This window comes from Janthinobacterium sp. FW305-128, from assembly GCF_020858135.1.
Taxonomy (GTDB): domain Bacteria; phylum Pseudomonadota; class Gammaproteobacteria; order Burkholderiales; family Burkholderiaceae_D; genus Janthinobacterium.
Map to the genome: position 1 here is coordinate 18990 of NZ_JACYMK010000010.1, position 13952 is coordinate 32941.

Genomic DNA, 13952 nt, shown 5'->3' on the forward strand with positions numbered 1-13952 from the left:
GTCTTTACTCTTGCCCCGGCATTCTTTATTTCGCCAGAGACAGGCTTTCCAGCCTGCTTCGTTCATTAGTATATGCGAACTGGCGCCCCGTCCGAAACAAAGAAATGCGCTCCTGGCGAAGATTTCGGCCAAAAAACCTTTGATTTACCTCAATTTGGCCATTTTTCAGGCAAACCTAAGCCGCGCATCCCCTCTCCAAGTGAATTTAAAGGAGAAAACATCATGAGCGATAGCACATCCAGCAACTCCAGCAATGCCAAAGCCAAGCTGCAAATGGTCCTCAGCCGCCTGCTCGACGGCGTCACGGACGACGATCTGCAAAAAATCCAGACGGAAGTCGATGAAATGGAATTGCGCATGAAGGGCGATGGCCACCACGACCACGACCACCCTACCGTCGCCTGACCCGGCAGTGGCTGCGCCTACCCTGCGAGCCGCTCCACCGTATGCGGACGTGCTGGCCGCCGTGGAAACGGCGCTGGTGACCCACCGCGCCTTTGGCGACAGCGGCTACATCCGCGACCAGCTGGCCGTCGCCTACCGGCGGCGCTTGCATAAGCTGGGCGGCACCCTGCCCGAGGCCGAACGGCTGGCCGGCGCGCTCGATACGGCGCCGCCCGCGCGCCAACGCCAGTTGCTGGGCGACACGGTGCTGCGCTGCGCCGTCCAGCACGCCATGCGCCAGCTGCACTTGGGTGACGAGTATGGACTGCCCCTGCCGCAATGCGCGGCACTGTTCCAGGCGGCCAGCGAGCATCTGGACGCGGGCCTGCCCGGCGGCCCGCTGGTGGCCCATCTGCCGCCCGTGGCACGCTTGCACGAGGGGCGCACCATGGAAGAAGCGGACACCGAATGTGACACCTACATATGGCATGCCTGGCAGGAAGGCACGCCGTATGCGCGCGCTTTCCTTGCCGTGATGGACGATAACTATGGCGCGCCGCTGGCCACCCCTACGCCGCAGGAACGGGCGCTGCTGCGCCGCGGGCTAGGCTTGCTGGAAACCCTGCTGCCCCGCCTGACGGCCAGCGCGCTTTCTCATGTCCAGTTGATCGCCCTGTTTCCCAAGCTGGGCACGTGGCGCGGCAAGGCGTCCAGCTCGCAATTTCGCGTCAATGGCAGCGTGTTCCTGAACCAGGAGCTGATCGGCAACCCGTGGTGGCTGGCCGAACACTTGCTACACGAGTCGCTGCACCAGAAACTGTACGACTTCCGCCACGGCCACAGCCTGCTGGCGCCCGACTATGCGCGCGACGACGGCGCCAAGGTCTGCTCGCTGTGGAACGCGCCCGATGATGACGGCAATCACTACTGGGATGCCCACCGCACCTTGGCCGCCTTCCACGTGTACGTCCACCTGGCCTTGCTGTGCCTGCTGGCCGAGCGCCAGGAAGCGGCGCTGGCGCCACAGTACGGCCCCATCGGCCAGCACATGAGCGGCAGCCGGCGCGCCATCGACCGCGCCCGCTACCTGGGCGAACAATTGCACAGCACCACCTGGCCGGAACTGGGATTGGCCGGGCGCCAGATGACGCATTGGCTGCTGCACGTGCTCGATGCACTCGACACGCAACGGCGGCCCAGCGGCGCCACCTTGCACCTGCTGCTCGACCTGTACGAACGCCAGAGCCGCAAGCTCGACACTTTCCTCGCGCGGCAGCCGCCGCCCCGCAGCGACATGCTGGCCGCCCAGGCGCAGCAAGAGGTGGCGATGACGCGCGAGGCGCTGTACCTGCTGGATCAGGAAGCACCGCAGTCAACCCATGCGCAGGAGTACAACTGGCCGCAGGCACGGCAGCGCGTCTTGCAGGCACTTTGGCCGCTGACTGAAGATGATAAATTAATGGAAAGAAGCGGCTACCCGCAGGCGCAGGCACTGATTGCGCAGATGGTGCAGCAGTCGAGCAGGCAACTGGGTGCACTCGGCGCACTGGGCTGATGAAATTAGTTCAGGGAAAATTTTGATGGTGCTGCACTTCCGGGCTGGAACAACCCGGATTGGTGCGGATGGGGAGACTCGAACTCCCAAGCCGAAGCACTGGCTTCTAAGACCAGCGTGTCTACCAATTCCACCACATCCGCATTTGTACTACTTTGTGCTACTTGCCACAGGCTGCTGCCCCTGATTTTAACAACTCGTGGGCGATCTGGCTACCGTGGACTGATAGAGCAAGCCCTCGGTAAAGCAAAGGCGGCATTCTACTGGATTTCCCAGAGGAATGCCGCCTTTTTTATGACTGCACCTTGGCGTTGCCTACTAGCCCTCTTTTGCGGTCGCCGGCTCCGGCTTCTTGACACGGAACCAGGCTGCATACAGGGCCGGCAGGAACAGCAAGGTCAGGGCCGTTGCCAGGATCAATCCCCCCATGATGGCGACCGCCATCGGCCCCCAGAAGACCGAACGCGACAGCGGGATCATGGCCAGCGCCGCGGCGGCGGCCGTCAGCACGATGGGACGGCAGCGGCGCACGGCCGAGTCGATGATGGCATCCCATGGCGTCGAACCGTCATTGATGTCTTGCTCGATCTGGTCGACAAGGATCACCGAGTTGCGGATGATCATGCCGAACAGCGCGATGATGCCCAGGTTGGCCACGAAACCAAGTGGCCGCCCCAGCGCCAGCAAGGCAAACGCGGCACCCGCCACGCCCAGCGGTCCCGTCAGGAAGACCAGCAAGGAACGCGAGAAACTGTGCAGTTGCAGCATCAGCAAGGTGAAGATGATGAAAATGGCCAGCGGCAAGTTCGCCGAGATCGACGCTTCCGCCTCGCCGCTGTCGGCCGCCACGCCTTTCACGACGATGCGGTAACCGGCCGGCATTTTGGCGCGCAAGGCATCGAGCTGCGGCGCCAGTTGCGTCGACACGGTGGCGCCCTGGATGCCGTCGATCACGTCCGACTGCACGGTAATGGCCCATTCGCGCTTGTCACGCCAGACCACACCCGGTTCCCATACAAAATGCGCGCGGGCCAGCTGCGAGATGGGCACGGACTTGCCCGTCGCCGTCGGGATATTCGTGTCATTCAGCACGGAAATCGTCGCCCGTTCGGCCAAAGGCTGGCGTACCTGGATATCGATCAGCTTGTTGTCTTCGCGGAACTGGCCGATGACCGTGCCCGACAGAATTGTATTGGCCGCCTGCATCACCGTTTTCGAGGTAACGCCCAGCGCGCGCATCTTGTCCTGGTCCAGGTCCAGGCGCAGCACTTTCACCGATTCGTTCCAGTTATCGTTCACGCCCAGGGTGTTCGGATTGGCGCGCATGATGTCCTTGACCTGGTCGGCAATGGCCCGCACACCGGCCACCTCCGGCCCCATGACGCGAAATTGCACGGGATATGGCACGGGCGGCCCGTTCGGCAATAGTTTTACCCTGCCCCGTACTTCCGGGAAATCCTTCTTGAAGACGTCGACGATTTGCTGGCGCAATCGTTCGCGGTCGGCCAGGCTCTTCGGCAAGACCACCACTTGCGACACGTTGGTCTGCGGGAAGATCTGATCGAGCGGCAAGTAGAAACGGGGACTGCCCGTGCCCACGTAGCTGGTGACGCTTTCCACGCCGTCGAGCTTGCCCACGAAGGCCTCGAATTTCTTCACCTGTTTCTCGTTAGCAGCAAACGTCGTGCCTTCGGGCGACCACAGTTCCACCATTAGCTCCGGACGGCTGGAATCGGGGAAGAATTGCTTTTCGATAAAGTTAAAGCCGTAAATACCCAGTGCAAAGATGGCCAGGGTGGCGGCAATCGTCGTCTTGCGCCACTCCACGCACCAGGTGACGGCGCGGCGGAAACGGCGGAAGTTCGGCGTATCGAACAATTCATGGTCGTCATGCGCGTGCGGTTTCACCTTCAGCAAGACGTAGCCGATATAGGGCGTGAAGACGACCGCCACCACCCACGAGATAATCAGGGCCAGCGCATTGACGGAGAACAAGGAGAACGTGTATTCGCCGGCGGCCGACTTGGCCAGGCCGATGGGCAAGAAGCCCGCCACCGTGATCAGGGTGCCCGTCAGCATGGGCATGGCCGTCGACGTGTAGGCGAACGTGGCCGCATCGAAGCGGGACATGCCCTCTTCCATCTTGCGCACCATCATCTCGACGGCAATGATGGCGTCATCGACCAGCAAACCCAGCGCGATGATCAGGGCGCCCAGCGAGATCTTGTGCAAGTCGATGTCGAGCAGGCGCATGAACAGGAAGGTGACGGCCAGCACCAGCGGAATGGTCAGCGCCACCACCAGGCCCGGGCGCACGTCGATGCGCAGCGGCTTCGTGTGCAAGCCCAGCGCGACAAAGCTGACGGCCAGCACGATCAGAATGGCTTCGATCAGGGTATGCACGAACTCGCCCACGGAAGCGGACACGGCTTCCGGCTGGTTCGACACGCGCTGCAATTCTATGCCAACCGGCAATTCGCTCTTCATGCGCGTGACCGTCGCCTGCAGGGCCTTGCCCATGTCGATGATGTTGCCGCCCTTTTCCATCGATACGCCCAGGCCGATCACTTCCTTGCCATTGAAACGCATCTTGTCTTTGGGCGGATCGACGAATTCACGTTTCACCGTGGCAAAGTCGCCGAGGCGGAAGGTGGTGCCGTTGGCGCGCAGCTCCAGATTTTCCAGGTCCTTGACGGTAAGCATGGCGCCCGTCACGCGCACTTGCAGGTTATCCGTCGGCGTCACCAGCACGCCCGTGGCGTTGATGCTGTTTTGCTCGGACAATTGCTGCACGATGGCATCGAAAGGAATGCCCAGCTGGGCAAATTTCTTGTGCGAAAAGATAATATTAATCTTTTCATCCTGCACGCCAAACAGTTCCACTTTCGACACCTGCCCCACGGCCAGCAGTTCCTGGCGCACCTTGTCCGCGTAATCCTTCATTTCCGCGTACGTAAAACCGTCGCCGGACAGGGCGAAGATGGAGCCGTAGGTGTCGCCGAACTCGTCGTTGAAGAACGGGCCCACGACGCCGGCCGGCAAGGTGCCCTTGATGTCGCCGATCTTTTTGCGCACCTGGTACCAGGCGGCCGCCGTTTCCTTGGGCGGCGCCGATTCGCGCAGCTCCAGCAGGATCAAGGTTTCGCCCGGCTTCGAATAGCTGGTAATCTCGTCGATGTATGGCGTTTCCTGCAGTTTCTTTTCCAGCTTGTCCGTCACCTGCTCGGCCATCTGCAGCGCCGTGGCGCCGGGCCAGTACGCTTGCAAGACCATGGCGCGGAAAGTAAACGGGGGATCTTCATCCTGGCCCAGGTTGGCGTAGCTGAGCATGCCGCCGATCAGCAGCACGGCCATCAGGTAGCGCGTCAGCGGGATGTGTTCGAGGGCCCAGCGCGACAGATTGAAGCCGCCCTTCATTTGGCCGCACCCACGCTGACGGCGGCAGCGGCGACATCCGGCTTGCTGGCAAGTTCGGCGCCGAGGATGGTCACTTTCTGGCCAGGCTTGAGCAGGTTGACGCCGGCCGTGACCACCGTCTGCCCCGCTTTCACGCCCGAGGCCAGCAGCAACTCATTGCCCGCCACGCCGCCCACCGTCACCGGCACGAGCTTCACGGCGCCGTTTTCCACCACCCAGACGGAGCTTTGCGACTTTTCATTGAACAGGGCCGTCAGCGGCACCTTGATCTGCGGCGTGGCCGTCTGGGAAGCGAACTGCACCACGGCCGTCATGCCCAGGCGCACTTGCGGCGCGTCCGGGATGCTGACCTTGGCAGTATAGGTGCGCGTGGCCGCATCGGCCACGGGCGACACTTCGCGGATCTTGCCCGGCAGCGCCTGCTTCGGGTCGGCCCACAGACGCACGACCACATCCTTGACACTGCGCAAGGTTTCTACCTTGTCTTCAGGAATGCCGATCACCACTTCCTTCTCGCCGCTCTTGGCCACCACCACGACGGGCGCACCGGGCGCCACCACCTGCCCTACTTCCGCATCGATGCGCGTGACGACGCCGTCCGCATCGGCCAGCAGGCTGGCATAGCCGGACTGGTTCGCCTGGCCCCGGTACAGGGCTTGCGCCGCTTCCACGTTTGCCTGCGCCGCCTTGTAGGTGGCGTCCTTGCCATCGAGCACGGCCTGGCTGACGAAATTTTTCTCGCGCAAGTCCTTGTAGCGCTTCAATTCCGCGCGCGCCAGGTCGCGGTTCGTTTCCGCGCTCACCAGCGAAGCCTTCGCCTGCGCCTGCGACAGCTGCAAGTCGGCGGGGTCGAGCTGCATCAGCACTTGCCCCTTCTTCACGCTGGCGCCCACGTCGACCTTGCGCGCGACGATCTTGCCGCCCACGCGGAAACCCAGCTGCGACACGACGCGGGGCACGACCTCGCCCGACAGCTCGGCACTCACGTCAACATTACTACTAGACAACACGATGGCACGGACGGGACGCACGTCTTCCACTTTGACGGCAGGCTTGGAACAGGCCGCCAAGGTAGTCGCAAGGGCCGCGGCGGCAATCAGCCGCAAGGCAGGAAGTGCGGATGCGCCGGTCTCGCGGCGCAGGGTTTTCAGGGCAAACAAGGTATTTTCCTTTACTATGCGGGCTGCAATATTTTTATGCGGAGAAACTTTTTGCCTGTCCTTTGGGCCAAGCCAAACTTTTTCGCACGCGATATCCTTAAATTTGTGACAATATCAGTTTGGTCGTAGCGGAGGACGATTTTCCGCTAATGACTTTCTGGTTATTAATTATAATCGTGCGTAAAAGTTTTTAGTGACTTTTGCGTCATTAATCTTGAGACGTACAACGTCCGGCCACATTCCAGCGTTTGCGGGAGTGCCGGACAAACGCAAGACTAGAGAAGTGTGTTCATGCCTGTAGACCATTACGAAAATTTTCCTGTTGCATCATTTTTACTGCCGCGCCGCCTGGTGCCCGCCGTCGAAGCCATCTATGCCTTCGCCCGCAGCGCCGACGACCTGGCCGACGAAGGCGACGCCACACCGGCCGAACGCCTGGCCTTTCTACACGCCTACGAAGAGGCGCTGGGCCGCATCGCCCGCCAGGAAGGCCATGCCGGCGAGAACGCCGCCATGTTCGAACGTCTGGCCGCCGTCATCGCCAAGTTCCAGCTGCCGCTCAAGCCGTTCCACGATTTATTGTCCGCCTTCAAGCAGGATGTGGAAACGACGCGCTACGCCAGCTACGATGACGTGCTCGATTACTGCGCCCGCTCCGCCAACCCCGTGGGGTTGCTGATGCTGCACCTGTACGGTGCGGCCGATGAACAGAATGTACGCGATTCCGATGCCATATGTTCAGCTTTGCAACTAATTAATTTCTTGCAAGACGTTGCCATCGACCAGCAAAAAGAGCGCATCTATCTGCCGATGGAAGACTTGAGCCGCTTTGCCGTCTCCGCCGCCGCCTTCGAGCGGCCCGAGGCGCACGGCAAGTGGAGTGCCCTGATGCGCTTCGAAGTGGCCCGCGCGCGCGCGCTGATGCTGTCCGGCGCGCCGCTGGCCCTGCGCTTGCGCGGACGCATCGGCTGGGAACTGCGCCTGGTGGTGCAAGGGGGCTTGCGCATTCTCGAATGCATCGAAGCCGTCAATTACGACGTGTTCCGACGCCGTCCCAAGCTGGAGAAACGCGACTGGCTGATCATTTTCTGGCGCGCCCTGCGCATGTCGCGCAAAAGCCTGCATCAAGAGACACAAGTAAAAACGGCTTTTCCCCCGTCGCCCACTCTGTAAGACGATAGAATAGCGGCTTCGATCTGCAACCCTTGCTCTTTTGACTATGTCTCCCGACGAATACTGCCAACAAAAGGCCGCCCAGAGCGGCTCCAGCTTCTACTACAGCTTCCTGTTCCTGCCGGCCGAGCGCCGCAAGGCCATCACGGCCCTGTACGCCTTCTGCCGCGAAGTCGACGATACGGTCGATGAATGCACGGACGAAGCCGTGGCACGCACCAAGCTGGTGTGGTGGCGCAAGGAAGTCAAGGCCATGTACGAGGGCAACCCCACACATCCCGTGATGCGCGCGCTGCAGCCGCACCTGGCCGTGTATCAGCTGGAAGAAAAGCATTTGCAGGCCATCATCGACGGCATGGAAATGGACTTGAACCAGACCCGCTACCTCGATTACCAGGCCATGAGCCGCTATTGCTGGCACGTGGCCAGCGTGGTCGGTATCTTGTCGGCCAGCATCTTCGGCGCGACCCGCCCGGAAACCCTGCTGTACGCGGAAAAGCTGGGCCATGCCTTCCAGCTGACCAACATCATCCGCGACGTGGGCGAGGATGCGCGCAAGGGGCGCATCTACCTGCCGATCAGCGAATTGCAGCAATTCAATGTGACGGCGGCCGATTTGCTGAACGCGCGCCACAGCGAAAACTTTGAAAACCTCATGCGCTTCCAGGTGGCGCGCGCGCAAAAAGCCTACGACGAAGCGTTCGCCCTGCTGCCGGCGGAGGACCGCCGCGCCCAGCGCCCGGGCCTGATCATGGCCGCCATCTACCGCACCCTGCTCAACGAAGTCGAGCGCGACGGCTATCACGTGCTGAACCAGCGCATCTCGCTCACGCCGATCCGCAAACTGTGGCTGGCCTGGAAGACCTGGGTTCGTGGCTGACAGTAGCGTGAAGCAACGCTACGCCGTCATCGGCGCCGGCTGGGCCGGCTGCGCGGCGGCCATGGAACTGGCGCGCGCCGGCCATGCCGTGACCGTCTACGAGGCGGCGCGCACCTTGGGCGGGCGTGCGCGCCGGGTCGAACGGGAAAAGACGGTGCTCGACAACGGCCAGCACATCCTGCTGGGCGCGTACACGGAAACCTTGCGCCTGATCAAGCTCGCAGGGCAAGACCCTGCCGAGCTGATCCTCACCCTGCCCCTGCAGATGCGCTATCCACCCGGCACCAAAGGCATGGATTTTCTCGCGCCGCGCCTGCCTGCGCCGCTGCACCTGGCATGGGCCTTGCTGCGCGCCAAGGGGCTGCAGCGCGCCGACAAGCTGTCCCTGATGCGTTTTTCCACGGCCATGCGGTGGATGGGCTGGCAGTTGTACAACGATTGCACGGTAACCGAATTGCTGCAGCGCTTCGACCAGACGGACACCTTGAACCGCCTGATGTGGCATCCGCTGTGCCTGGCGGCCTTGAATACGCCGCCCGAGCGCGCGTCGGCCCGCGTCTTCATCAACGTGCTGCGCGACAGCCTGGGCGCATCGCGCCGCCGCGCCTCCGACATGCTGATCCCGAAGGCGGACCTGAGCAGCCTGTTACCGGACGCGGCCGCCCGCTATCTGGAACAGCATGGCGGCGCAGTGCGCACGGGCGCCAAGGTGGCAGCCTTGCACGCCTTGCCCGATGGCCGCTGGCGACTCGATGATGGCGTCGATGATGGCGAACACTATGACGGCGTCATCGTCGCCACCTCATCCGTGCAAGCGGCCGGCCTGCTGCAAAGCGTGCACGACCCGCGCCTCAATGACGTTATTACCAAAATGCAGGCCTTCACGCCGGAAGCCATCAGCACCTGCTACCTGCAATACGACCCGTCGGTGCGCCTGGACTTGCCGTTTTACGCGCTTGTAGATGCGCCAGAGCAACAGCACTGGGGGCAGTTCGTCTTCGACCGGGGCCAGCTCGACGCGAATCAGGCCGGCTTGCTGGCCGTCGTCATCAGCGCGTCCGGCCCTGCCGCCGAGCAAGGCCATGGCCCGCTGGCGCAGGCGATCACTGCGCAGCTGGCGCAGGTGCTGCAGCGCCCGGAACTGGCGCAACCGGCCTGGAGCCAGCTGATCACGGAAAAGCGCGCCACCTTTGCCTGCACGCCGGACCTGGCGCGCCCCGGCAATGCCAGCGGCATGCCGGGCCTGCTGCTGGCCGGCGACTACACGGCCAATGATGACCGGACGCAGGACTATCCGGCCACCATCGAAGCGGCCGTGCGCAGCGGCGTGGCGGCGGCCAGGGTGGCGGACACGGGCAAGGCGGCAAAACAGACTTGACGGTGCATCCCGCCCTGGCGTCGCTCGTCCCCGCGAAATTGCATTCTGTCGCACCGTGCTGGTGCGCTCGCGTGCGCTTGGGTACAGTCCGATCATCGACAACGGCCATGCCACGGAAAATACCATGCACACCACCGTGCACTTGAAAAACAGCTTGAAAGCCGTGGCGCTGCTCGCTTGTGTGCTGCTCGCCACCGTCATCGTCATTCACGGACAGCAAGTGCCACAAACGCCATTGCTGCTGAGCCAGGCAAGCATGCTGCTGCCGGCGGTGGGCTGAGGCGGCGAAGCGGAGTAACAGGAAGAATATGATGAACAAGCAAGACTATCTCGAGGCACTGCGGCGCGCGCTGGCAGGCTTGCCGCCGGACCTGGTGGCCAAGACCCTCGATTATTACGAACAGACCTTCATCGAAGGCGCGGCGGCCGGCCGCAGCGAGCACGAAATCGCCGACGACCTGGGCGACCCGAAAAAGATCGCCCTCACCTTGCGCAGCAGCACCCACCGCCAGGCGTTCGAGCAAAAGAAAACCCCCGTCAACCTGCTGCGCCTGCTCGTCTCGCTGGTGGGCCTGGCCATCTTCAACCTGTTCATGGTCGTGCCCGCCGCAGTCTACGCGGCGCTGCTGGCGGCCCTGTATGCGGTCGGCCTGAGTTTTTACCTGGCCGGCATCGCCATCACGGCCAGCGGCTTGTCCGGCGCCAACGAACTGGTGCTCGAGGGGCCGCTGCGCCACGTCTTCATTCATGACGGCGGCGAAGGCGACGAACGGCGCGAAACGCGCATCACCATCGGCGACAAGGGCATCGAAATCGACCATGTGCCCGGCCCCTTGCAGCGTGAACCGGCTGAAGCGGAGGCGCCCGGCGCTTCGTCGCGCATGATGGAGCGGGCCGAAGCGCTGGCCGGCGGCGGCATCCGCATCTCCACCGACATGGACCGCGATGCGCGCACCACACAAACCGTCTTCGGCGTGGGCATGCTGCTCGGCGGCATCGCCATCTTCCTGCTCAGTCTGGTGGTCACGCGCTATACCTTGATCGGTATCAAGCGCTATATCGCCATGAATGTCTCCCTGCTCAAAGGTCACTAGAAAGGCTGCCATGAAACGCTTGCTCAAAGTCGGCCTGTCCATGCTCTTGCTGGCCATGGTCCTGATCGCCATGTCGTATGCGGCGCTGCGCGCCAAGGGGATCAGCAATCCCAGCAGCGCTGCCGGCCGCGCCGTGCGCAGCGACACGCGCCCGATTTCCGCCAATATCAACAGCATCGATCTGGCCGGTCCCATCGACCTGGTGCTGCGCCGCGGCGCCACGCCATCGCTGAAAGTGAGCGGCGAACAGCGCCTGCTGTCGAACGTCGACACGACGGCCGACGGCACGACCCTGCATATCGGCCCGAAAGGCATGCTGTTCCACCATCGCCAGCCGCTGCAGGTGGAACTGGTGCTGCCAACCCTCGTGCGACTGGAAGTGCACGGCAATGGCGACAGCAGGATCACGGGATTTTCCGGCGACAGTTTCATCCTGGAACTTATGGGTTCAGGCGACGTCAGCTTCACGGGCCGCTACAAGCAGGTGCAAGCGACCGTCAACGGCAGTGGCGATCTCGATATCAATGCCGGCAACAGCGACAGCGTCGTGCTGGAAATGGTCGGTTCCGGGCGCATCGCCGCCAGCGGCAACACGAAATTCCTGCGTGCCGACCTGAGCGGCTCAGGCGACATCGATGCCGAACACCTGGCGGCCGACAAGGCCAGCGTCAGTCTGCAAGGCTCGGGCCAGAGCACCGTCTTCGTGCGCGACGCCGCCAACCTGACCCTGCGCGGCAGCGGCGACATCCACGTGCACGGCAACCCGCGCCAGCGCGAGACCCAGAAAAGCGGGTCGGGCGACATCATCTGGCATTGATGATGACGCAGCTGACAATCTACTGCGCGGCGCGATTTGCGGCCGGCGATGCTCGCTGCCTCGGCGGCCCCGTACCAGAGTACAGCTGCGCTTCTCAGCCACAACTCGGGGCCGCTCGCTACGATTGTGAGCTGCGTCGTGGCGTTGAAGCATTTCTCTTTCAGCAATTCTTTTCCAGCCAGGACACGGCTTGCTCACCGGCCGCCTTGCCTTGCGCCAGGCAGGCCGTCAGCAGGTAGCCGCCCGTCGGCGCTTCCCAGTCCAGCATTTCCCCCGCCACGAACACGCCAGGCATGGCGCGCAGCATGCTGCCGTCGATGCCCTCGAAGTCCACGCCGCCGGCGCTGCTGATCGCTTCATCGATGGGGCGCGCACGCTTGAGCGTGACGGGCAGCAGCTTGATGGCGGCCGCCAGCCTGGCTTCGTCGGCAAAGTCGGCCGCGCTCAGGCATTCGCGCAGCAAGCCCGATTTCACGCCCTTGATGCCCAGCCGGCTATTCAGGTGGCTGGACATGGAACGGGCGCCGCGCGGGCGCGTCACTTCCTCGAACACGCGTTCATGCGTGTGGTCGGGCGCCAGGTCGAGCCAGATGGTGGCGTGGCCGTCGCGTGCGATCTGCTCGCGCAGCGCGGCCGACAGCGCATAAATCAGGCTGCCTTCGACGCCGCCCGCCGTGATGACGAACTGCCCCTGGCGCTTGATGAGCAAGCCGTCGATGTCATGCGCCGTGATGGCCACGGTCGCCAGCGGTTCGCCCGCATGGCGGCTGCTGAAATGTTCGCTCCAGTCCACGTCGAAGCCGCAATTGGCCGGCGCCAGCGCTTCCACGGCCACGCCCTGCCCTTGCAGCAGCGGCACCCAGGCGCCGTCCGAACCAAGCCGCGCCCAGCTGCCGCCGCCCAGGGCCAGGATCACGGCGTCGAAGGCGCACAGGCGTTCGCCGTCCGGCGTGGCAAAGGCCAGCTGGCCGTCGCGCCAGCCCGTCCAGCGGTGGCGCATGTGAAATTGCACGCCCGCTTCGCGCAGGCGGTGCAGCCAGGCGCGCAGCAGGGGCGCCGCCTTCATGTCCGTGGGGAAGACGCGATTCGACGAGCCGACAAAGGTGTCGACGCCCAGGCCGTGCACCCAGTCGCGCACCTTTTGCGGGCCGAACTGGTCCAGCGCCGGTTTCACGCGGTGCGCCTGCCGGGCGTAGCGCGAGACGAAGGCCTGGTAGCCTTCCGCGTGCGTGATGTTCATGCCGCCGCGCCCCGCCAGCAGGAATTTGCGGCCGACGGACGGCATGGCGTCGAACAACTCCACCCTGGCCCCCTGGTCGCTGGCCGCCTGGGCGGCCATCAGGCCGGCGGGGCCGCCGCCGATGACGGCGATGTGAAAGGGAGGAAGGCTGGAATCGGTCATGGCAGGCTGAAAGACGGTGAAAACCCCGGCATTTTAGTCGAGATAAGGCCCGGAGATGGCAAGAATGCCGAAAAATGATGCATACTGCGCGCAGAGGCCGCAGCGACCGGCGGCTTGACTTCACGCGACAACGCGACGACAAGAGGAGAAACACATGGGTGCAGGATTCTGGATTTCCCGTTATTTGCTGGCCAGCTCGATCTTATTCATCATCCTGACGGTGGTCGAGTACAGCAAGGGCACGACCAGCCAGACCGACATCCTCAGCGCGCTGGCCTGGTCGCTGGTGGCGTCGGCCATCTTCATCGGCTCGAAATACTGGCGCTACAGGAAGGCCGTCGCCTGCGCCACGTGCAGCGGGGACAAACCGAAAACCAGATCGTCATGAAAAAACGGCCACTTCGATGAAGTGGCCGGTTTGTTTGAGAAACGGGATCAGCCGCCCGTTACGGGCGGGAAGAACGCCACCTCGTCGCCTTCGCCGATCACGGTATCGGCATCGCACATCACCTGCTTGTGCGCCGTGCGCAGCGCGCGGCCCTGGGCCAGCGCGTACTCCCAGTTGCCGCTGCGGGCGATCAGCAGGTTTCTCACCTCGCCCACCGTCAGCGGCCCGGCCACTTCCAGCACTTCGTGACCCGTGCCCACCAGTTCGCGCACGCTGGCAAAAAATCGCAGATTGATCTTCATCG

13 protein-coding genes and 1 tRNA gene are annotated in these 13952 nt (G+C 63.2%); 9 read left to right on the forward strand and 5 right to left on the reverse strand.

What is annotated here, in order from left to right:
- Positions 1-222 precede the first annotated feature (222 nt).
- Both IGS60_RS20260 and IGS60_RS20265 read left to right on the forward strand, forming a co-directional pair.
- Complete coding sequence (locus IGS60_RS20260) at positions 223-405, forward strand: hypothetical protein (protein ID WP_070218671.1); 183 nt, start codon at positions 223-225, stop codon at positions 403-405.
- Complete coding sequence (locus IGS60_RS20265; protein ID WP_230505974.1) at positions 368-1939, forward strand: hypothetical protein; 1572 nt, start codon at positions 368-370, stop codon at positions 1937-1939. Before IGS60_RS20260 ends, IGS60_RS20265 begins: the two co-directional genes overlap by 38 nt.
- Positions 1940-1999: 60 nt before the next feature.
- Here the strand turns inward: IGS60_RS20265 and IGS60_RS20270 are convergent.
- The 3 genes from IGS60_RS20270 to IGS60_RS20280 all read right to left on the reverse strand — a co-directional run bounded on the left by IGS60_RS20270 (position 2000) and on the right by IGS60_RS20280 (position 6516).
- A tRNA-Leu gene (locus IGS60_RS20270) sits at positions 2000-2082 on the reverse strand.
- A gap of 175 nt (positions 2083-2257) precedes the next feature.
- Positions 2258-5356 (reverse strand): efflux RND transporter permease subunit, encoded by a 3099-nt coding sequence (locus tag IGS60_RS20275; RefSeq protein WP_230505975.1) that lies wholly within the window; start codon positions 5354-5356, stop codon positions 2258-2260.
- Positions 5353-6516, reverse strand: coding sequence for an efflux RND transporter periplasmic adaptor subunit (locus IGS60_RS20280; protein ID WP_230505976.1), 1164 nt, complete (start codon positions 6514-6516; stop codon positions 5353-5355). Before IGS60_RS20280 ends, IGS60_RS20275 begins: the two co-directional genes overlap by 4 nt.
- Before the next feature lie 291 nt (positions 6517-6807).
- Here IGS60_RS20280 and hpnC point away from each other — a divergent pair, with 291 nt between their 5' ends.
- From hpnC to IGS60_RS20310, 6 genes are all read left to right on the forward strand, one after another.
- Positions 6808-7689, forward strand: coding sequence for a squalene synthase HpnC (hpnC, locus tag IGS60_RS20285; protein WP_070218668.1), 882 nt, complete (start codon positions 6808-6810; stop codon positions 7687-7689).
- Between the two features lie 46 nt (positions 7690-7735).
- Positions 7736-8569, forward strand: coding sequence for a presqualene diphosphate synthase HpnD (gene hpnD / locus IGS60_RS20290; RefSeq protein ID WP_070218667.1), 834 nt, complete (start codon positions 7736-7738; stop codon positions 8567-8569).
- The gene (hpnE, locus tag IGS60_RS20295; protein WP_230505977.1) at positions 8562-9947 is read left to right on the forward strand and encodes a hydroxysqualene dehydroxylase HpnE; all 1386 of its coding nucleotides are present in this window, start codon (positions 8562-8564) and stop codon (positions 9945-9947) included. The genes hpnD and hpnE overlap by 8 nt, the downstream gene beginning before the upstream one ends.
- A 124-nt stretch (positions 9948-10071) precedes the next feature.
- The gene (locus tag IGS60_RS20300) at positions 10072-10227 is read left to right on the forward strand and encodes a hypothetical protein (protein ID WP_230505978.1); all 156 of its coding nucleotides are present in this window, start codon (positions 10072-10074) and stop codon (positions 10225-10227) included.
- A gap of 28 nt (positions 10228-10255) precedes the next feature.
- Positions 10256-11041, forward strand: a complete 786-nt coding sequence (locus tag IGS60_RS20305; RefSeq protein ID WP_230505979.1) for a DUF1700 domain-containing protein — start codon at positions 10256-10258, stop codon at positions 11039-11041.
- A gap of 10 nt (positions 11042-11051) precedes the next feature.
- The gene (locus tag IGS60_RS20310) at positions 11052-11858 is read left to right on the forward strand and encodes a head GIN domain-containing protein (protein ID WP_070218664.1); all 807 of its coding nucleotides are present in this window, start codon (positions 11052-11054) and stop codon (positions 11856-11858) included.
- Between the two features lie 160 nt (positions 11859-12018).
- Here the strand turns inward: IGS60_RS20310 and IGS60_RS20315 are convergent, their stop codons facing one another.
- A complete protein-coding gene (locus IGS60_RS20315; RefSeq protein WP_230505980.1) occupies positions 12019-13260 on the reverse strand; it encodes a TIGR03862 family flavoprotein in 1242 nt (413 codons plus the stop codon).
- Between the two features lie 154 nt (positions 13261-13414).
- Here IGS60_RS20315 and IGS60_RS20320 point away from each other — a divergent pair, with 154 nt between their 5' ends.
- Entirely contained in the window at positions 13415-13648 is a 234-nt protein-coding gene (locus IGS60_RS20320; RefSeq protein ID WP_070218662.1) for a hypothetical protein, read from the forward strand.
- A 47-nt stretch (positions 13649-13695) separates the two neighbouring features.
- Here IGS60_RS20320 and IGS60_RS20325 read toward each other — a convergent pair whose 3' ends face one another.
- Complete coding sequence (locus IGS60_RS20325; protein ID WP_230505981.1) at positions 13696-13950, reverse strand: MoaD/ThiS family protein; 255 nt, start codon at positions 13948-13950, stop codon at positions 13696-13698.
- Positions 13951-13952 lie beyond the last annotated feature (2 nt).